This is a genomic window from Streptomyces sp. NPDC007983, from assembly GCF_042958345.1.
Classification (GTDB): Bacteria; Actinomycetota; Actinomycetes; order Streptomycetales; family Streptomycetaceae; genus Streptomyces.
Genome location: NZ_JBIBJI010000028.1, coordinates 1 through 19,543, shown reverse-complemented (window position 1 = coordinate 19,543; position 19,543 = coordinate 1). Strand labels below are relative to the sequence as shown.

Annotated in this window: 19 protein-coding genes and 1 pseudogene; 11 read left to right on the top strand and 9 right to left on the bottom strand. The window is 68.1% G+C overall.

Annotation, left to right across the window (positions count from 1 at the left end):
• The first annotated feature begins 91 nt into the window (after window positions 1-91).
• Window positions 92-1,078 carry a PfkB family carbohydrate kinase gene (locus ACFZCY_RS41340; protein ID WP_391185894.1) on the top strand — a complete coding sequence of 329 codons (987 nt, stop codon included), beginning with the start codon at window positions 92-94 and terminating at the stop codon, window positions 1,076-1,078.
• 58 nt (window positions 1,079-1,136) lie between these two features.
• Here the strand turns inward: ACFZCY_RS41340 and ACFZCY_RS41335 are convergent, their stop codons facing one another.
• Entirely contained in the window at window positions 1,137-1,631 is a 495-nt protein-coding gene (locus ACFZCY_RS41335) for an FGGY-family carbohydrate kinase (protein ID WP_391185891.1), read from the bottom strand.
• Here ACFZCY_RS41335 and ACFZCY_RS41330 point away from each other — a divergent pair.
• Window positions 1,620-2,480 (top strand): IS701 family transposase, encoded by an 861-nt coding sequence (locus ACFZCY_RS41330; RefSeq protein WP_391185888.1) that lies wholly within the window; start codon window positions 1,620-1,622, stop codon window positions 2,478-2,480. The genes ACFZCY_RS41335 and ACFZCY_RS41330 overlap by 12 nt on opposite strands.
• Window positions 2,481-2,848: 368 nt before the next feature.
• On the opposite strand, the gene ACFZCY_RS41325 is transcribed toward ACFZCY_RS41330, so the two are convergent.
• Together ACFZCY_RS41325 and ACFZCY_RS41320 are read right to left on the bottom strand one after the other, a co-directional pair.
• Window positions 2,849-3,391, bottom strand: a complete 543-nt coding sequence (locus ACFZCY_RS41325; protein ID WP_391185885.1) for a methyltransferase domain-containing protein — start codon at window positions 3,389-3,391, stop codon at window positions 2,849-2,851.
• 713 nt (window positions 3,392-4,104) lie between these two features.
• A complete protein-coding gene (locus ACFZCY_RS41320; RefSeq protein WP_391185882.1) occupies window positions 4,105-4,317 on the bottom strand; it encodes a type A2 lantipeptide in 213 nt (70 codons plus the stop codon).
• Window positions 4,318-5,157: 840 nt separating this feature from the next.
• Here ACFZCY_RS41320 and ACFZCY_RS41315 point away from each other — a divergent pair.
• The gene (locus ACFZCY_RS41315) at window positions 5,158-5,625 is read left to right on the top strand and encodes a MarR family transcriptional regulator (protein ID WP_391185879.1); all 468 of its coding nucleotides are present in this window, start codon (window positions 5,158-5,160) and stop codon (window positions 5,623-5,625) included.
• A gap of 149 nt (window positions 5,626-5,774) precedes the next feature.
• Here the strand turns inward: ACFZCY_RS41315 and ACFZCY_RS41310 are convergent, their stop codons facing one another.
• The 4 genes from ACFZCY_RS41310 to ACFZCY_RS41295 form a co-directional block, all read right to left on the bottom strand.
• Window positions 5,775-6,104 carry an ABC transporter substrate-binding protein gene (locus tag ACFZCY_RS41310; RefSeq protein WP_391185876.1) on the bottom strand — a complete coding sequence of 110 codons (330 nt, stop codon included), beginning with the start codon at window positions 6,102-6,104 and terminating at the stop codon, window positions 5,775-5,777.
• Window positions 6,046-6,702: an isochorismatase family protein gene (locus ACFZCY_RS41305; protein ID WP_391185873.1), complete on the bottom strand. Its 657-nt coding sequence runs from the start codon at window positions 6,700-6,702 to the stop codon at window positions 6,046-6,048. Before ACFZCY_RS41305 ends, ACFZCY_RS41310 begins: the two co-directional genes overlap by 59 nt.
• A 247-nt stretch (window positions 6,703-6,949) precedes the next feature.
• A complete protein-coding gene (locus ACFZCY_RS41300) occupies window positions 6,950-8,146 on the bottom strand; it encodes an integrase core domain-containing protein (RefSeq protein WP_391185870.1) in 1,197 nt (398 codons plus the stop codon).
• 80 nt (window positions 8,147-8,226) lie between these two features.
• Entirely contained in the window at window positions 8,227-8,910 is a 684-nt protein-coding gene (locus ACFZCY_RS41295; protein WP_391185868.1) for an FCD domain-containing protein, read from the bottom strand.
• Window positions 8,911-9,019: 109 nt separating this feature from the next.
• Between ACFZCY_RS41295 and ACFZCY_RS41290 the strand changes: the two genes are divergently transcribed.
• The 8 genes from ACFZCY_RS41290 (at window position 9,020) to ACFZCY_RS41255 (ending at window position 18,547) form a co-directional block, all read left to right on the top strand.
• Entirely contained in the window at window positions 9,020-10,186 is a 1,167-nt protein-coding gene (locus tag ACFZCY_RS41290; protein WP_391185865.1) for an enolase C-terminal domain-like protein, read from the top strand.
• 177 nt (window positions 10,187-10,363) lie between these two features.
• Complete coding sequence (locus tag ACFZCY_RS41285; protein WP_391185863.1) at window positions 10,364-11,704, top strand: cation:dicarboxylate symporter family transporter; 1,341 nt, start codon at window positions 10,364-10,366, stop codon at window positions 11,702-11,704.
• Between the two features lie 775 nt (window positions 11,705-12,479).
• Entirely contained in the window at window positions 12,480-13,229 is a 750-nt protein-coding gene (locus ACFZCY_RS41280; RefSeq protein ID WP_391185860.1) for an SDR family NAD(P)-dependent oxidoreductase, read from the top strand.
• A 288-nt stretch (window positions 13,230-13,517) separates the two neighbouring features.
• Window positions 13,518-14,357, top strand: a complete 840-nt coding sequence (locus ACFZCY_RS41275; RefSeq protein ID WP_391185858.1) for a helix-turn-helix domain-containing protein — start codon at window positions 13,518-13,520, stop codon at window positions 14,355-14,357.
• A 291-nt stretch (window positions 14,358-14,648) separates the two neighbouring features.
• Entirely contained in the window at window positions 14,649-15,242 is a 594-nt protein-coding gene (locus tag ACFZCY_RS41270; protein ID WP_391185856.1) for a TetR family transcriptional regulator, read from the top strand.
• Between the two features lie 104 nt (window positions 15,243-15,346).
• The gene (locus tag ACFZCY_RS41265; protein WP_391185853.1) at window positions 15,347-16,081 is read left to right on the top strand and encodes an NAD(P)-binding domain-containing protein; all 735 of its coding nucleotides are present in this window, start codon (window positions 15,347-15,349) and stop codon (window positions 16,079-16,081) included.
• A 261-nt stretch (window positions 16,082-16,342) separates the two neighbouring features.
• Complete coding sequence (locus ACFZCY_RS41260) at window positions 16,343-17,041, top strand: nitroreductase family protein (RefSeq protein ID WP_391185850.1); 699 nt, start codon at window positions 16,343-16,345, stop codon at window positions 17,039-17,041.
• 165 nt (window positions 17,042-17,206) lie between these two features.
• Complete coding sequence (locus ACFZCY_RS41255; protein WP_391185846.1) at window positions 17,207-18,547, top strand: NtaA/DmoA family FMN-dependent monooxygenase; 1,341 nt, start codon at window positions 17,207-17,209, stop codon at window positions 18,545-18,547.
• Window positions 18,548-18,649: 102 nt separating this feature from the next.
• On the opposite strand, the gene ACFZCY_RS41250 is transcribed toward ACFZCY_RS41255, so the two are convergent.
• Together ACFZCY_RS41250 and ACFZCY_RS41245 are read right to left on the bottom strand one after the other, a co-directional pair.
• Entirely contained in the window at window positions 18,650-18,916 is a 267-nt protein-coding gene (locus ACFZCY_RS41250; RefSeq protein WP_391186027.1) for a hypothetical protein, read from the bottom strand.
• Between the two features lie 235 nt (window positions 18,917-19,151).
• Window positions 19,152-19,355, bottom strand: a pseudogene (locus tag ACFZCY_RS41245) (integrase); the annotation flags it as partial.
• Window positions 19,356-19,543: the final 188 nt, after the last annotated feature.

Genomic DNA, 19,543 nt, shown 5'->3' with positions numbered 1-19,543 from the left:
TCAAGCGGTCTCTGGGTGGGGGGCGGAACTCCACCGAACAGCCCCAGCCCCAGCCCTCGACCTTGCCGCCGCCGTTCCCCGAGGAACCCACATGAGCGCCAGACCGGAACCCGCAGACCAGCCTGCCGTCGTCGTCGCCGGAGACGCGCTGGTGGACCTCACCCCCGCCCGCACGGCCGACGGTGCCGCGGCGTTCCAGCCACGCCCGGGCGGCTCGTGCCTCAACGTCGCCGCCGGTCTCGGCCGACTCCGAGTCCCCACGGCACTGCTCGCGCGCCTCTCCGACGACCACTTCGGCGATCTCCTATGCGCGCACCTCGCGGCCTCCGGCACCCGGCTCACCCATGCGCTGCCTGCGTCCGACCCCACTACTCTCGCCGCCGTGCATCTGCACAAGGACGGGTCGGCCGCCTACTCCTTCCACGCGAACGGCACCGCCGACCGTGGCCTGCGCCCTGAACACCTCGCCGCTCTCCCGGACGGCGGCGCGCTGTCCGCGGGGACGGCTCTGCACCTCGGGTCGCTGGGCCTGCTGCTCGAACCCCTGGCCTCCACGCCCGACGGACTGATTCGCCGGGAGGCGGGCCGGCGGCTGGTGTCCCTCGACCCGAACGTGCGGCCGGGCCTGGTCACCGACCGCGCCGCCTATCTCCGGCGGTTCGCCGAGTGGGTGGCGCTCGCCGACGTGGTGAAGGCGAGCGACGAGGACCTGGCCTGGCTCCACCCCGGTGAGCCGTACGAGGCGGTGGCCGAACGCTGGCTCGCCTCCGGGGCGGGACTCGTCCTGATCACGTTCGGCTCCCGGGGCGCCTGGGCCGCCGGCCGCGACGCCCACGTCCATGTGCCGGCCCCGGCGGTCCAGGTCGTCGACACGGTCGGAGCGGGCGACGCCTTCACCGCCGGAGTGCTCGCCCATCTGCACCGCACCGGCCGACTCAGCCGCGAGGGCGTCGACCACCTTGGCGCCGGCGAGCTTGCCCGGCTGCTGTCGTACGCCGTGGAGATCGCGGCCGACACCTGCACCCGCGCCGGCGCCCAGCCGCCGTACCACTACGACGGCGTGACGACACCCGTGTAGCGGCAGTGACCGTGCCTGGATGCCCGTCGATCCCTCATGTCGCCGGCTCGTCCGGCGCTCACTCCGGAGCCTCGGGCGCGTCCAGACGGGCCCAGATCGGTCCGAGAGCCTCCAGCGCCTCCCGGTACACCGCATACGCCTCGTCGAGCACGGCGACCCGGTCGGGGCGGGGTTCGTGGCGCCTGAGCGCGGCGGGGGTGGCACGCGGGTCCGTCACGTCGTCGAGCAGTCCGACGGCGGTGGCGGCGAGCAGCTCCGCTCCCCGGGCGGCGCTCTCCTGCACGTCGGTCACCACGACCGGCCGCCGTAGGGCGTCGGCGAACATCTGGCTCCACACCGCGCTGTGTGCGGCGCCGCCGGTCAGCCGGGCCGCCGCCCCGGTGACCGGCAGCTTCGAGCAGAGCGCGTCGACGTGCCAGCGGTGATTGAGGACCACACCTTCCATCAGGGCCCGCAGCAGGTGGCCGCGGCCGTGCCAGCCACGAAGGCCGAGGAACGTCCCGGACGCGGGACGCGGGTGCGGGGAGCCGTAGACGAATGGGTGGAACAGCACCTCCGACGGACCGTCCAGCGGCAGTGTTCCGGCACCGCCGGACGCACCGAGAACTGCCAGATAGGCGTCTTCGCCGCCTATGCCTCACCCAAGGGCCGGGCCCTGGTGGACCGGGAACTGTATCTGCCGAAGTCCTGCACATCCGACCCGGGCCGCTGCCGGGCGGCGAAGGTCCCCGACGAGCGGGGGTTCGCCACCAAGGGCGAACTGGCCAAGGCGATGGTCGCCCGCGCCCTGGCCTCCCCGCTGCCGATCGCCTGGGTGACCGCGGATTCCGCCTACGGTCAGGAACGGCGCTTCCGCCGCATGCTGGAGGAAGCCGGCGTCGGCTACGTCCTGGCCGTGCCGAAGTCCCAGCACGTACACGCCCTGGGACGCATTGACTTCGCCATCGCCCGGGCACCCGAAGAAGTCTGGGAGCGCCATTCCTGCGGCAACGGCGCGAACGGGCCACGCGTCTATGACTGGGCCGCCGCCCAGCTGCCCGCCATCGACGACTTCGACGGTGATCAGCCCACCCGTCAACGATGGGTACTGGCCCGACGCAGCCTGGCCCGCCCGGAGGAGATCGCCTACTACCTCGCCTACGCACCGGGCGGGACCACCGGCGCTGAACTGGTGCGCGTCGCCGGAACCCGCTGGGCGATCTCGGTCAGCCACCGGAGGGCGGCCACCCGGAGCTCGGGGTCCGAACCGCGTTCCGCGCTTTCCAGGAGCGCGGCCATCGCCGCGGGATCGCCGCCCCAGGTCTCGCCGAGCACACGCATCGCAGTCCGCCGCCGGCAGATGTGGCGGGAGGACCGGCAGCAGTCGACAAGGAAGTCCCGCGCCTCGGTGTCGAAACCGTAGCCGATGGCGCGCAGAGCGGTCTCCGCAGGACGACCGGGCCCCGTCGGCGGGCGCGAAGCGCAGGGCGCCCCGCATCAGCAGCCGGAGGTCCTCGGGATGCCTCCGCAGCCACGAGGTCAGCGCCTCCTGGCCGCTCATCACCTCGTGGCATTCGAGCAACGTGCCGAGCTCGACGTACTGCCGGGACCGCCAGGCATCGCGCACACCATGCTCGCGGACAGCTCCCTCCCCTCCTCCAGGAGCACCCGACGTCCATGGCCGCCCCGTCCGCTCACCGGGTTCTACGCACCCGAATACCCGGCGGCGTGATCAACCAGTACCGATAGGCCGCCTGGCCAGGAACGACGAGCTTCCCAACGCACAAGGCATCAGGGCTTGCTATGCACGGAAACGGCATACTTCCCGTCGGTGTAAGGGTCGCGAGCCCACGTCGCGTACCTGGCTTCAATGGTGAGCCCCACCGCACGGCAGTGCGCGTCGTAGTCGTCCAGGGTGTAACCGCGGTCCAGGGCGAAACCCGCGACGAGACGCCCAGCCGGACGCACATGAGCCGCCGCCCCAGCCACCAGAGCCGGTTCCGTCCCCGGTGGCGTGAACAGAGGGACATTGCCCGCCAGCACCACAACATCGAATGACAACCCCAGGTCGAGGTTGATCAGATCCTGCAAGTACCAGCGGATCTCCGGGGCCAGCCGCCGGGCAGTGGCGAGCATCGACTCATCGGTGTCCACACCCGCCACGTCGATCCCGTGACGAGCCAGCTCGATGGCCACCCGCCCGGTACCGCAACCCGCATCCAGGACCGTGGTGGGCTGGAAGGAACGGACCAGCGCGGCCTCACCGTGGATGTCCCCTCCTTCGGCGGCGATGCGGTCGAACCGGGACTGGTACTCATCACCGTTCCACGTCATGCGGCCAGAGTGTCACATGCGCGCGTGCGCGCGACCATACGGGCAGCGGGCGACCCTGGCCGCTTCCGGAATCCGCCCGAGGAAGCTGTCGTCAGCCTGATTCAGTCCCCACCGATAGCATGCTTGGCACACTATTAACGTTGATCATCCGCGCACGCACCAACTGCCGCGCTACCGCACTTGTCGCCACGACAAGGGGAATCTCCAGGTCAGCCCCCTGTAGGGCATGAGGTGGTCGCACGGTGTATCCCTGGGCGGAGACTGGGGGGTGTCGGCACCTCGCACCACTCGCAGGAGGCGATCACCATGCGCTTCTCCGCCGACCGTGGACGCGTCTACCGCCGCTGCGGCTGCCGCGACACACACCGCCACCAGCCCGGAACCCACTGCCTGCGACTGACCACCGACAGTGACCACGGGAGCAGCTGGACCTTCGCCGTCGACCTTCCCTCCCCCGACCACCACCGCACCACCATCCGCCGCGGCGGCTTCCCCACCCAAGACGCCGCCCGGTCCGCCCCGCTCGTCGACCACCACGCAGTGGTGGTGTTCCTTGCCCGATGTCCCCCCGGCCCAGATCTGGGGACCTCGCCGACGTTGTCCTACACAGCGATCGAGTCACACCCGCGGGGGTCTGCGTAGGACGAAACCCCCTCGGCGACAGTGCGGCCGAGGGGGTTCAGGCATCGAGGATGCTCAGCCGTTACGGCTGATCAGACGGCGTTGACGTTGAGGCTCGCCTGGCCGCTCTGCAGGTTCGCCGCACCGTCCACGGTGACGCTGTGGCCGGCCAGCTCGGCGCCGCCGATGCCCTCCAGGTGACCCGGGTAACCGCCCTGCAGTGCCAGACCGGCCGCGCCGGCGGCAACGCCGTCCAGGTCGGCATCGGATATCTCGCGGGTCTCGATCTGGGCGTTGTAGCTCATGAAGCACGCTTCCTTCGTCAGTGATCTCTTGCGTGAGGCGACCGGACCACAACTGCGGTCCGGGACCGGCGCGAACTCTGGTACGGGCAGGGCTCTCCGCCCGTACCGGAGAAAGAGATCCACAGACACGGAGAACCTGCGGATCCGACTCGCCGATAACCAGCCGCCTCACTCCAACTGCGCCCCACGCCCCCCACACGTCACACCCGCACAAACTCGGTGACGTATGGCACGTCGCTTACGGCCGTAGACGTGACAGAACAAGCGGTGACGCCCACCCGGCGATCTTTCCCCGAACCCCAGAGGCAGCCGCATCACACAGCCGGGGACCCCGGCTGCCTCGGAAGGATGCCGGGCCCATCTGGTCCGCGCCTTGTGAGTGCCGGGAATTGTCTCACCCTGACCGACCTGTTGGTTCAGTTGTGCCAGACCTCAGGGACCGCAAGCCGTTCTGAGGCAGCATGCCGGTCGTGGTGATACGGCTGATCTATCTGCTCGCCTGCCAGACGTTCCGATGGCTTGCGCTGCTCGCCCGCTCGGGCCCCTCGAAAGACATAGAGATCTTGATGCTCCGCCATCAGCTCGCCATCGTGCGACGAACCCAGCCACGGCCCCGATTCTCCTGGAGCGACAGAGCCGTCATGGGAGCCCTGCTGCGGCTCGTGAGCAAACGGCGGCGTATCCAGGTGGCCTTGCTGGCCTCTCCGCGGTCAGTCCTGCGCTGGCACGCACGACTCATCGCCTGGAAGTGGACCTACCCCTCCCGTCGTCCGGGGCGACCACACCATCGCCGCCACCGCGAGTAGATGAGCTGTCAACGATTTTGTTAGGCTACCCCCCATGGACGCACCGCCACGCTGGCTCAACGAGGAAGAGAAGGCCGCCTGGGACAGCTTCATCCGCATGCAGGAGACGCTCATCGGACGGCTGTCCCGCCGCGTCCAGGCCGACTCCGGAATGTCCGCCTCCGACTACATCGTGCTCGTCAGCCTCACTGAAAGAGGCGGCGGGCGGATGCGCTTCTTGGATCTGGCCAAACTCGTGGAGTGGGAGAAGAGCCGAATGTCCCACCAGGTCACACGGATGGCGAAACGCGGGCTCGTGGCCAGGGAGGAATGCCCCGACGACGGACGCGGAGCATTCATCGTCGCCACCCCGGCCGGCTACAAGGCGATCGAAGAGGCCGCGCCCCAGCACGTCGAGCACGTGCGCCGCCTCTTCATCGATGCCCTGACCCCGAACCAGCTCAGCACACTCGGCCGGCTCTCCAACCGCGTCCTGGACCACATGGAGAAGCAGCCGGACTGACCAGGCGGGGGACGCGACTGTCTGGATCACGAGAGGTCAGCCCTGCGTCGGCCCGAAGGGACGTCCTGGTGCGCGGGGCCGCCAACAATGAGGGCTTCCTCCCTCTCCGCCCACACCAGGACTGAAAGGGCGCAGGACTAGCTGCGCTTTCATCCAGAATCCGTGGTGCCGTATCCACCGATGACGAGATCCACGTCGTGCTCGTCGATCAGTCGCTCGTAGATCCTGGGAACGTTGTCGGCATTCCCTTCGTCGTCGTACCGGACGAACTCCACAGGGCGGCCGAGAAGGCCGCCCCGGCTGTTGACGTCCTGACGCCAGATTTCATGGGCCAGACGGGCCGACCGGCCGTTGTCCGCGAGGGAACCGGTTAACGACAGGCAGTACCCGATACGAATCGGTGCCGGGGCGGCGGCGATGTCAGGCCTCGTTTCCGGTGGGCGTGGCCAGGAGCTGCATCTCCCAGGCGAAGGCCACACCGCTGGCACCGCCGTGCTGCGCCAGGACCTCGGCGGCACCCTGCACGGTTTTCTCGCGGGCCCAGTCGCGCTGCCACTCGCCCAGCACGGCGATCCAGGTGATCGGGGTCACGCCCGCCTGGATCATGCGCTGCACCGCCATGTCGTGGGACTCCTTCGAGACACCGCCCGACGCGTCGGTGACGACGAAGACCTCGAAGCCCTCGCCCGCCGCCTGTATCGCCGGCATGGCCACACAGACCTCCGTCCAGAGGCCTGCAATGATCAGCTTCTTGCGTCCTGTCGCCTTGATGGCGTCCACAACACGCTCGTCCTGCCAAGTGTTGATGAAGGTCCTGTTGATCGGCTTCTGCTCCGGGAACACGTCCTGTAACCCCTGGAGAAGAAGGCCGCCGCGCTCCTCCAGGACGGTTGTCAGAATGGTCGGAACTTCGAACACCTTGGCGGCCTTGGCGAGCCCGACGGCGTTGTTGATGGCCATCGTCGGTTCGTGGCTGTGCAGGTTGGCGACCTGGAACGGCTGGTGGTCGATGAGGGCGAGCACGCTCTCCTCGGGCGTCAACAGCGCGCCGAGTCCGGCCTTGTTCTCAGTACTCACGAGATTCCCCTTCTGGAACTTTGCGTCCGCGGGTCTTCGGCAGTGCACCGACATCTCGATGCCCCGCAGTGAGGCAGATACGGGATGGCCGGGCCGGCGACCCCAAACCATTTGGTTGACGCGTCAGCTACGTTATATGCCGGTGATTGACGCGTCAACTAGTGCCGGTCCTGGGCGTTCAGGCGAGCTGGTCAGGCATGACCATCGGCGTCCGTGAAGCCCTGTGGGTGCCGGAAACGCTGTCAACCTATGCGACCTGCTTGTATTCGCGGATGAGGCCACCAAGTCGATCACTCCGGGAGACCGATGTGGAGGCGCTGGCTGGCCGCGTTTCAAATGTGATCAGTGGGTCTGGTGGCCGTTGGCCGAGGGATCGGTGTGGCCGGTGTCTGTTGTAGTGCTCCGCGTACTCATTGACGACGAGGCGGAGATGTCGCTGTCCGGTGATCAGGATGCGGTCGGTGGCCTCGCGGCGACATGATCCGATCCAGCGTTCTGCGATTGAGTTCATCCGGGGCGCCTGGGGCAGTGTCGGGATGACCCGCACGCCGACCGCTTGGAAGACGGCGTCGAAGCTGTCGGTGAAGTACGCGCCGCGGTCCCGGATGAGGAACCTGATCGACCCCGCGCGGTCGCCGAGGTCCATAAGGTAGTTGCGTGCCTGCTGAGTGATCCACTGGCCGGTCGGGTGTCGGGTGATGCCGGCGATGTGTACCCGCCGGGTGCCGTGGTCGATGAAGAACAGCACGAACCAGCGCCGCAAGTAGGCGGTGTCGATGTGGAAGAGGTCGGTGGCCACGATCGCGGAGGCCTGGGCCTTGAGGAAGGTAGCCCAGGAGCGGTCCGTGCGCTGCGGCGACAGGTCGATCCCGGCCTCCTTCAGGATCGACCAGACGGTCGAGGCGGCGACTTTGCGTCCCAGGCCGAGGAGTTCTCCTTGGATGCGGCGGTATCCCCATCCGGGGTTCTCCCGCGCCAAACGCACGACCAATTGCCGCAGCGCCTCTGGTTTCGGTGGTCGCCCAGGACGACGGGAGGGGTAGGTCCATTTCCAAGCGATGAGCCGTGCGTGCCAGCGCAGAACCGATCGCGGAGTGACCAGCAAGGCCACCTGGGTACGCCGTTCCTTGCTCACGATCCGGAGCAGAGCTGCCATGACAGCCCTGTCGCTCCAGGAGAACCGAGGCCGAAGCCGGTTGCGCTGCACGATGGCGAGCTGATGCCGGAGCATCAAGATCTCGACATCTTTCGCCGCACTCGAGCGGGCCAGGAGGACAAGCCACCGGAACGTCTGACAGGCGAGCAGGTAGATCAGCCGTATCACCACGCCCCGCATGTTGCCCCAGAACAGCCTGCAGCCACCCGAGCTCTGGCAAACTCGAACCAGCAGGCCAACCCGGGTGACATGCTTTCCGGCACCCACAGGGTTGGAGCTGTCGGTCACCCAGGCGCCAGGAAACGATCCAGCCCACGCATTTTCATCAGTCCGACCTCTACGCATCACGACTGGGCGGTCGCCGCGCGTCACGTCACGCGAATGCCCTCGCGGTCTTCGAGGGCGCTGATGGCGGTGGCGGTGAGGCTGTGGGTGATGTGGCCTCGCATCAGCTGGGCGGCTTCGGCGGCACGGCCGTCCACGATCAGGGAGACAAGTTGGAGGTGTTCCTGTAGGTCCCTGGTACGTGGTTCGTCACCGGGAGGGAGTTCGAGGCCGAGGCGCCGGTAGCGATCGGATTTGTCCCACAGGTCGTCCAGGAGACGGATGAGTACGTCGTTGTGGGAGGCCCGGTACAGCGCCTGGTGGAAGGCGCGGTGGGCCGTGAGTGCCTCCTCCCCCCATTGGCGGGTGACGGGGAGGAGCTTGTTGACGGCGGCCTGCATGGTGGCGATGTCGTCGTCGGTCCGTCGCTGGGCGGCAAGTTCGGCGGCGGTCGGGTCCAGGGACAGACGTACCTCGAAGAGCTGGCGGGCTTCGTTCGAGTTCATGACGGAGACCCGGACGTCGCGGTGGGTCTCGACGGTGACGAGTCCCTCGCTGCTGAGGCGGCGGATGGCCTCGCGCAGGGGCGTGATGCTCATGTTGAGGGACTCGGCGAGGTCGTACTGGGCCAGCCGTGACCCGGCAGGGAGAGTGCCGGAGAGGATCCGATCGCGGAGTTCTGCGTAGGCGAGGTCGCTCTTGCTGAAGAACAGGTTCTGCCCTGCCATAGTCCCCTGACCGTTCCCTTCCGGAGGTTCCCCACCCCTTGACATCCCGCAGCGGACCAGCTCAGTCTAACAGGCGTCGTATCTTATAAGATATTAGAGAGGTTTCTCGGTGAAGATCACCAACGTCTACGAGGGCGTCGTTCCGATCAGCTCCTCCATCCGCAACGCCTGGATCGACTTCAGCTCCATGGACTGTTCGATCGTGGCGATCGAGAGCGACGTCATCGTCGACGGCAAACCCGTGGTCGGCTACGGCTTCAACTCCAACGGCCGCTACAGCGCCGGAGAGATCCTGCGCCGCCGAATCCTGCCCCGCCTCCTCGAGGCCGAGCCCGACAGCCTGCTCGACGCGCAGGGCGGCCTGGACCACGCCAAGGCGTGGGACGTGATGATGAACAACGAGAAGCCCGGCGGGCACGGCGAGCGCTCGGTCGCGGTCGGTGTGGTGGACATGGCCCTGTTCGACCTGGCCTCCAAGATCGAGGGCAAGCCGCTGTACCGGTATCTGTCCGAGCGCTACGGCGACGGGCAGCCCGACGACTCCGTCTTCGTCTACGCCGCCGGCGGCTACTACGCCCCAGGCAAGACCCTCACCGACCTTCAGGACGAGATGCGCGGCTTCCTCGACCTGGGCTACGACGTCGTCAAGATGAAGATCGGCGGCGCCGACCTGGTAGAGGACCTGCGCCGTATCGAGGCCGTCATCGACGTCCTGGACGGCGACGGCTCCCGGCTGGCCGTCGACGTCAACGGCCGCTTCGACCTCAACACGGCCCTGGAGTACGGGCGGGCCATCGAGCCCTACGGGCTGTTCTGGTACGAGGAGATCGGAGACCCGCTCGACTACCACCTCAACGCCACCGTCGCCGAGCACTACACCGGCTCCATCGCGACAGGCGAGAACCTCTTCTCCCTCCAAGACGCCCGCAACCTGATCCGCTACGGCGGCCTGCGCCCCGACCGCGACACCATCCAGGTCGACCCCGCGCTCTCCTACGGTCTGGTGGAGTACCTGCGCATCCAGGACATGCTCCGCCAGCACGGCTGGTCATCGAGGCGCTGCATCCCGCACGGCGGGCACCAGTTCTCCCTGCACATCGCAGCCGCCCTCAAGCTCGGCGGCAACGAGTCCTACCCGGGCGAGTTCCAGCCCACCGGAGGCTTCGCCGACGACGCCGTCGTCGAGAAGAGCCGCGTCGGCCTGACCGACACCCCCGGCATCGGCTTCGAGAGCAAGGCCGCCTTCCACAAGGTGCTGCGCGCCCTGCACAGCTGACCGCCACCCCACCGCGGACGCGCCCGCCACCGGGCGGGCGCCGTCGGCCGGCGCCGCCGGATAGGGCCGGATAGGGGCGCCACACACGAGATCGGGGGAGCGCGAGCCGCGTCGCGTCCCTCGCGACCCCCCACGGGACAGGGCTACACACGATCGTCGTGCAAGGGAGCACCAACGATGACAAGCACCACCACCGCCGGCCGCCCGCAGCGGTCACGGCTGAGCCGTCTCATACGGGAGCTGTGGTTCCAGGTCGTACTGGCCGCCGTCCTCGGCATCGCCGTCGGCATCCTCGCGCCCGGGCTGGGTGAGGACCTGAAGCCGCTCAACGACTGGTTCATCGCGCTGGTCAAGATGATCGTGATCCCGGTCGTCTTCTGCGTGGTCACCACCGGCATCGCCTCCATGGACAACCTGCGCAAGGCGGGCCGGATCGGTGTGAAGGCGATCGGCTACTTCCTGGTGCTGTCCCTGGTGTCCATGCTGATCGGGCTGGTCGTCGCCAACATCTTCCAGCCCGGCTCCGGCCTGCACGTCGACCCCTCGTCACTGAACGCCGACGACGTGCCCAAGAACGCCACTGAGCACGCCACCTTCACCGGCTTCGTCTCCTCCCTCATCCCTGCCTCCCTGCTGGGCGCGATCACTGGTGATGCGATCCTGGCCGCGCTGATGGTCTCGATCGTCTTCGGTGTGGCCCTGAACATGGCCGGCGAAGAAGGGGCACCACTGACCCGCGGCATCAAGGCGCTGTCGGACGTCGTCTTCCGCATCGTGGGCTGGGTGATGCGGCTCGCGCCCTTGGGCACCTTCGGCGCCCTGGCAACCGTGGTCGCCACCTACGGCGCCGAGAGCCTCAAACAGCTCGGCTACCTCATCATCCTGTTCACCGCGACCTGCGTCGTCTACGTCCTGGTCGTCCTCGGCGCCATCATGCGGGCCTGCCGCCTGAGCCTGTTCGGCCTGATGCGCTTCCTCAAGGCCGAACTGCTCGTCGCCCTGAGCACCTGTTCCAGCGAGGCCGTCCTGCCCCAGCTGGTACGCAAACTGGAGATCCTCGGCATCGGCCGGCCCGTGGTCGGCATCGTCATCCCCTCCGGGTTCTCCTTCAACCTGGACGGCTCCGCGGTCTACCTCACGATGGCCTCCCTCTTCCTGGCCCAGGCCATGGGCATCGACCTTTCCTGGCAGCAGCAGCTGATCATGGTGGGCGTCATGATGCTCACCAGCAAGGGCACCGCCGGAATCGCGGGCGGCGCGTTCATCGTCCTCGCCAGCACCGTCACCGCGGTCGGCCACATCCCGCTCGCCGCCCTCTCCCTGATCGTCGGCATCGACCGCATGCTCAACGAGGGCCGCGTCTTCATCAACGTCCTCGGCAACGCCGTCGCCACCATCGTGATCGGCAAGTGGGAGAACGACTTCGACACCGAACAGGCCCGCAAGGTCCTGCATTCCCGCACCACCACGCCGCCGCAGGGCGAGTTGGACACCGCCAAGGTCGGCGCGGGCAAGTAGCCGTGCCCGTCGAGCGCAGTCACACCTCGACGGCATATATCTCACCCACCGGCGGCATCCTCCAGGCCGCCGTGCGCCAGCACAGATGAGGGCCCGAGGGTCCTTCCCGTGAGCACGCCCAGCGTCTCCTTTTCGATGACCATCCGGCTCGAAGCCCCGCGGCAGGTGACGCGGTCTTTCAGCTGACGGCCACGATGGAGGCGCCGGGCGGTCCAGTCACCGCCCTCGCCTCGCCAGCCGCCTTCCCTGAGATTCTCGACGGAGTGCCTGGGCCCAATGCAGGGCACATCCGAGCCTCCTTCCATGGCTGCTTCGCCCAGGGACCAGGTCTCAGCGCCGAGGTAAAGCAGGGGAAGGGGCGCACCTTGCGGATCGTCTCTGACCAGGCACCCCACATCCCCGAAGGCGCCCGCTGGTCAGACATGGTGCGAAGCCCTCCGCTATGTCACTTGAGCAGGCAATGCGACGTACCGACGTCCGACCAGGATCGGCCTGGCGGATGTGGCGTGTGCGGCCGTCCGACGGGCTTGGGCCCCAGAGCGGCTGGACTTTTCAGTTCCCGGTGTCAGAAGGGGAAGTCAGTGTGGGCACGTCCAGGGCCAACCTCGGATGACGCGACGCCGAAGCGACACCGGATCCGCTGGATGGGTCCACTCCACCAGGCAGAGACCGCCGATCCATGGATGAACCGTCCTCTCCCGCCCGTGCGCGGGCGCCCCTACGGTCGAGGCTGCGGGCGCTCACCGGCCCGCCGTACCGAAGGAGCAAGACCCCCATGAAGATGACCGGCAACACGATCCTGATCACCGGCGGAACCTCGGGCATCGGGCTCGGCCTGGCCCTGCGCCTGCACGAGGCCGGCAACAAGGTGGTCGTCGCCGGCCGGCGCAAGGAACTCCTCGACGAGATCACGGCCGAGCACCCGGGCATCAACCGGCTCGTCCTCGATGTCGCGGACCCCGACTCGATCGCCCGGGCCCGTGAGACCGTGGCGGCGAGCCACCCGGATCTGAACGTCCTGGTCAACAACGCGGGCATCATGCTGCGCGAGAACATCCTCGACCCGGCCGAACTCACGGTCGCCGAGGATCACGTCGCGACCAATCTGCTCGGCACAATCCGGATGACGTACGCCTTCTTGCCCCTGCTCGCGGGCAAGGACGACGCGGTCGTCATGAACGTCACGTCCGCGCTGGCGTTCGTACCGTATGCGAGCACACCGACCTACAGCGCGACCAAGGCCGCGCTGCACTCCTTCTCCGAGAGCCTGCGCATCCAGCTCGCTGGTGCTGACGCCGGTGTCCAGGTGATCGAGATGGTCCCGCCGGGGGTGCGCACGACCCTGCTGGGCCAGGAGGACAACGACCACGCCATGCCGTTGGACGACTTCCTCACCCAGGCGCTCGACCTGCTGCGAGAGAAGCCCGACGCGAAGGAGATTGTTGTCGAGCGCGCGAGGTTCATCCGCGACGCGGTGGCCACCGGCTCCTACGACGATGTCCTCGCCATGATCGCCAGCAGCTGACCGACCTGTAGTGGCGTACGCGGAACGGTGAGGAAGCGTCTTCGGCGTCGCCACGCTCGTCGCACGGGATGCGCCCCGGCTCCGTCCTTGCCCGGGGCCGCTCCCAAAGCGTCGGCCAGCGCATTTCCCAGCGGGTTATGCAGGTCAAGGGCCCATCGGGTCTTCCTGCCGCGAGCGGCCTCGTCATCGGCCTCACTCATGGGCGGCTTGGCGCGGGTGGGAGAGGAGTGCTCAGCCATGGATTGGCGGTCTCTGGATAGGCGGCCTGGATACGGCGAGGATGGGGGCATGGACAAGAAGGAACTGGCGGAATTTCTGCGCCACCGGCGTGAGACGCTGCGGCCCCGCGACGTCGGACTGGTCGAGGGGCCGCGCAGGCGTACCCAGGGACTGCGCCGCGAGGAGGTCGCGCAGCTCGCCGGCATGTCCACCGACTACTACGCCCGGCTGGAACAGCAGCGTGCTCCGCAGCCTTCCGTCCAGATCACCACGGCGCTGGCCCGGGCGCTGCGGCTGTCCCTGGACGAGCGCGATCATCTCTTCGTCCTCATCGGCCACAACGCTCCGGCCCGCTTCCATCGCTCCGAACATGTCAGCCCGCCGCTGATGCGGGTCCTGGACCGCCTGGACGACTCCCCGGCCATGGTGCAGACCGATCTGTTCGACACTCTCGCGATGAACCCCTTGGCCGTGGCGCTGCTTGGCGACCAGACCCGTCACACCGGTCTGGCCCGCAGCGGCTACTACCGCTGGTTCATGGACCCGGCCGAACGTTTGATGGTTCCCGAGGAGACCCACGAACGCCACGGCCGTGCCCAGGCGGCTCGCTTGCGGGCCGCGCTGACAGCCGGCAGCGACACCCCCCGAGCCGCCCGGATCCTCGCCGACCTCCAGGAACACAGCCCCGAGTTCGTCCGCATGTGGGAACTTCAGGAGGTCGCACAGAGCTACGACGACTGCAAGACCATCCTTCATCCCGAACTCGGCCGCATCGATGTCGACGCTCAGGTCCTGTTCACCGAGAACCGTGCCCAGACCCTGGTGGTGCTGACCACTCGCCCCGGCACGGAGAGCCACAGCAAGCTCGAACTGCTCTCCGTCATAGGGCACCAGCAGCTCACCTCTTGACATCCTGGGCCGGGAGACGGGTCGGGGCTCGGCTCAGGAGTGGCCGAACAAGCAGGTCACGGTCCAGGACGTCGAAAGTCGTCGGGACCGGATGTGCGGCACTGCGCCCACCCGGCTCCGCACGGCTCTTGCTCCGCGCACTGCGGCCAGACAGGGCGGCCCCTGTGCTGTCCGCGCTCCGTGGTCGGGCCGCCGATTTGACCGGATGCCGCCTCCGTTTTACTCTCGAATGCATACGGAGGCTGCATCCGTTTTGATGTGGCCGCAGGATCAGGACAGGCAGGAGGGCGCATGAGCGCCGGTGAACTGCGGGGGCGCAAGCCCCGCGCGGACGTCCAGCGCAACCGCGCCGCCCTCCTGGAGACCGCGCAGCGTCACTTCCAGCAGCACGGGGTCGGCACCTCCCTGGAGGCGGTGGCCAAGGAGGCGGGTGTCGGGCCCGGCACCCTGTACCGGCACTTCCCCACCCGGGAGGCGCTGCTGGCGGCTGTGCTGCAGACACGCTCCCAGGAACTGGTGGCCCGTCAGGCGGACATCGAGCAGCTCGACGACCCCGCCGAGGCGCTGGAGCAGTGGCTGCGGGCGATGGAGGACTACTTCAGCGCCTTCAGCGGGCTGCCGGACCCGCTCATGGCCGCGGCCAGGGCGCAGGAGCCGGACAATCCGCTGACGATTCCCTGCGACATCCTCATCTCCGCCACCGATCAGTACGTGCGAGCCGCGCACCTCGCGGGGCGCGTGCGCGCGTCGGTGCGCGGGCACGACCTGTTCCTCGCGGCCTGTTCCGTTGCCTGGATCAAGGGCACTGGCACCGAGAAGGAGTCACTCGACCGGCTGCGCACACTCATCGCGAGCGGCTACCGCGAGCGGGACACCCAGGCGTAGACGGTCAGGCCCCCGCCCCGGCCCCGCAACACCAGGTGGCACCACCACCCAGCCATCACATCGTGCTGCCCTCAGGGGCAGTGCAACCTCTCAAAGGACAAATCATGAAAATTACTGTCATAGGCGCTGGCGCCATCGGCGGGAACCTCGCCGCCAAGCTCAGCACGGCCGGTCACGACGTCCAGGTGGCCGACGCCCGCGGCCCCGAGGCCGTCCGGGCGGAGGTGCTGGAATCCGGGGCCCGCGCCACGGACCTCGCCGACGCCGTCCAGGACCGGGACGTCATCGTCCTGGCCATCCCCTTCGGGGTGGCGGGGGAGCTGGCCGGTCTGTTCGCCTCGGTCCCCGCCGACACGGTCGTCATCGACACCTCGAACTACTATCCGTTCCTGAGCGGGCAGATCGAGGCCGTGGACAATGGCGAGGTCGAGAGCGTGTGGAACGCGCAGCAGTTGGGGCGCCCCGTGGTCAAGGCGTGGAACGCGGCCCTGGCCGAAACCCAGCGGACCCGGGGCGTGCCAGCCGGAACGCCCGGCCGCCTCGCCATTCCGGTCGCCGGCGACTCCGAGGAGGCGCGGCGTGTGGCGATGCAGCTTGTGGACGACACCGGCTTCGACCCCTACGACGCTGGCCCGCTGGCCGACTCCTGGCGTCAGCAGCCGAACAGCCCCGCCTACTGCACCGAGTTGACCCTCGACGAGCTGCCGGCGGCCCTGGCCGCGGCCGACCGCGTCAAGGACGCCCGCATCCGCGACAGCTTGCCGGAACGCCTCGCCACCCGCCCGGCCACGGCCACCCTGGACGACATCGTCGAGATGAACCGCGCCGCCCACCGCTAAGTCACCCGACAGGGCTCTCGTGCACGCAACGGCACGAGGGCGGCAGCGTCGGCACGCAACGAACAAACAAGACGAACACGAAGAGCGCACAGTCCCCCGCGCTGCGGCCTGCAGTCCCAGCACACCGCTGCCTGAGAGCATCCGCAAGCCTGCCGGTACCCGCGAGGGTGCGTCCGCACCCGGGCCTTACGCCGGCTGCCTCCTTGCGTGGCCTGCTGTACTGCGCCGGGCGGCGACTGCGCGCCATGGAGAGGAACCGCCTTGCCCGGCACCGCATCACCCTTCACCGACATCGCACGCTCCCGGCGCTCCCCCCGGCGATTCCTGCCCACCGCCCTGTCCCCTTCGGACATCCGCGGCGTGCTGGAAGACGCACAGACGGCCCCCTCGAACAGCAATACCCAGCCATGGACGGTGCACGTCGTCTCGGGTGCGGCGCGGGAGGCCCTGGGCAAAGAGCTGCTCCGGGCAGAGGAGGAGGGACGGACCTCCCCGGATTTCACCGATGGCTACGGCGAGGGCATCTACCTGGAGCGGTCGAAAGCCCTGGGCGCGAGCGTCTACCGGTCCCGGGGCGTCGAGCGCTCGGACCGGCACGGCAGGAGGGCTGCGGTCCGCGAGAACTTGGAGTTCTACGGCGCCCCCCATGCCGCTTTCCTGTTCATGCCGGCGCTCGGCGACGGGGTGCGGACAGCCGGCGACATCGGCATGTACGCGCAGAACTTCCTGCTCTCGCTGGCGGCCCGGGGACTGGCCGGCATCCCGCAGACCGTGCTCGGCGTCTACGCCGACACCGTCCGCGAGTTCCTGGGTGTCCCCGCGGAGCTCAAGCTGCTGTTCGGCATCTCCTTCGGCATGGCTGACCCGGTGGCACCGGTGAACACGCTCCGCACGGAGCGGGTTCCGCTGCAGCGGAGCGTGGTCTTGCATGACACCCCGGGAGTCCTCGACATGCCGTAGTTCCTCCGCCCGCAAGAACCATGCGGCGCCTGGGTCCGGGCCGTCACTCGGCCGGCCCGGACCCAGCCCCGCACACTTTTGACAATTCGGAGGATGCCTCCGTATTCTCGGGAAGGTAAGCGGAGGGTATCTCCGTTTCCCATTGCCTGGTCTGGAGAAGTAACCGTGACAAGCCGACAGATGGTCCTGGGCATGCAGTTCAGCGGCGGATACGGAGCCGCACCCGGGGCCTGGCGGCTGCCGGGTGCGAACCTGAACAGCTACACGGACATGGACCAGTTCGTGCGTTACGCGCAGGCTGCCGAGCGCGGCAAGATCCAGCTGCTGTTCATCGCGGACACCCCGGTCCTGGACGTCGACCTCGACCACCATGCCCCGCACCACATGATCGACCCGCTGCTGATCCTTACCGTCCTCGCGCGCGAAACCGAGCGGATCGGCCTGGTCACCACCGCCTCCACCACGTTCACCGAGCCCTACAATCTCGCTCGCCAGTTCAAGGCCCTGGACGTGATCAGCCACGGCCGGGCCGGCTGGAACGCGGTGACCACCTCCGACCCCGCCGCCGCGGCGAACTTCGGCGCGACGATCCCGCCGCGCGCGGAGAAGTACGAGCGTGCCCACGAGGTCATACAGATCGTGCAGGGGCTGTGGGGCAGCTGGGAGAAAGACGCCTGGCTTCTCGACGTCGACGGCAAGCGGTTCGCCGACATGGACAAGATCCAGCCGGTCAACCTGCAGGGCAAGCACGCCGCCTCCCGCGGCCCGCTGCCCATCCCCCCGTCCGAGCAGGGCCAGCCGGTCATCTTCCAGGCAGGCGGCGGCAGTTACGGCCTGGAACTCGCGGGCCGTTACGCCAGCGGCGTCTACGCCAACCCGTACACCATCGAGGACGCCCGGGCCCAACGCCAGGCCCTACGGGACGCCGCCAAGCGCGCCGGACGCGACCCGGACGAGGTGAAAATGCTCGTCGGCTTCATGCCGACCATCGCTCCCTCCCGCCAGGCCGCCCTGGAACGGCGCCGCTTCCTGGACGAGGTCGTCGACCTGAACCAACGCGTTCGCTACCTCGGCGCCATGATCGGCCTCCCGCTCGGCCCCGGCCAACTCGACAAGCCACTGACCGCGGACCAGCTCGCCGACGCCATACCCAGCCCGCACGACCCGCGGTCCGCCCGCGCCCTTGAAGTGGCCCGGGAAGGCTGGATCCTGCGTGATGTACTCGCCCACGGCGTCATCGACTACCACCCGGTGGTCGCCGGCACCGCCGCCGACGTGGCCGACCACATGCAGCAGTGGTTCGAGGCAGGGGCATGCGACGGCTTCTCGATCGCCGTCGACGGTTACCACGACGGCTTCGATGCCTTCGTCGACCAGGTCGTCCCGATCCTGCAGGAACGGAGCCTGTTCCACGACGACTACGAAGGCCCTACCCTGCGCGAGAACCTCGGCGCCCACGAGCAGTACGGCCTCGACCCGCGCCTCACGAAGCCGGCCCGGTCATGACCGCCACCACGCAGACCACTACCGTCCAACCGTCCGACACCGCGCAGGCGTTCCGCGACGGCATGGCAGCCGTCGCCGCCATCAACATGAGACGCATCCCGCTCAAGCAGTGTGCTGTCCTGCAACACTCCGGGTGTCCCCGACGCAGCCTGAACCGGACATGGCTGCCGCATGTTCGGCCAGGACGGCACCGGTGGCTATACCGCCTTCTTCCTGGAGGGTCTCCACGACGGTCTGCTGGGCGACAGGTGAACCGCTGGCCTCGGAGAATGGGACGGGCAGGGCCAGGTGAGGCGCCGCCATCGCCAGCACCTTGACCAGCAACGGCGTCGTATCGAGGACCACCACCTGCCCCGTGAAGGGTGTCAATATTCCGATCAGGCTGCTGAGCTGGGCTTTCCCTGCGGATGATGAGGCAACCGGGGTGACGTGGTGCGGTACTCGTTGAGCAGCCCGCCGAGTACCTGGCGGCGCCTGACCATGGCAGCCGGAAGAGGAATGACGTTCGGGTCGTCGTCAGGGGCACGCAGGCCGAGGCTGCGGTCCGCCCCGAGTTGTAATGCTCGGCGTACTGGTTGAGGACAGTACGCAGGTGCCGTTCACCGGTGATCAGGAGTCGGTCGGTGCACTCGGTACGGACTGTGCGTATCCATCGTTCGGCGAACGCGTTTGACCGGGGACTTTGCGGCGGAGTCAGGACGACGGCTGTGCCGTTGTCAGCCAAGACGGCATCGAATGCGGCGGTAAACTTACTGTCTCGGTCACGGATGAGGAACCGGAAGCGCCCGGCTCTGTCCTCGAGGCCCATGAGCAGATTGCGGGCGAGTTGGGTGACCCATGTGCCGGTCGGGTGGGCGGTGACGCCAAGGACATGGACGCGCCGAGTGAAGTTTCCCCGTGATCCTGGACACTCTTCTTCTACGCTGCGAGTGCTTGGTCGTTCTGGAGAGCCGCTGGCGTGTCTCGCGGGGCGTGATGTACCCGAAGGCAGCGTGT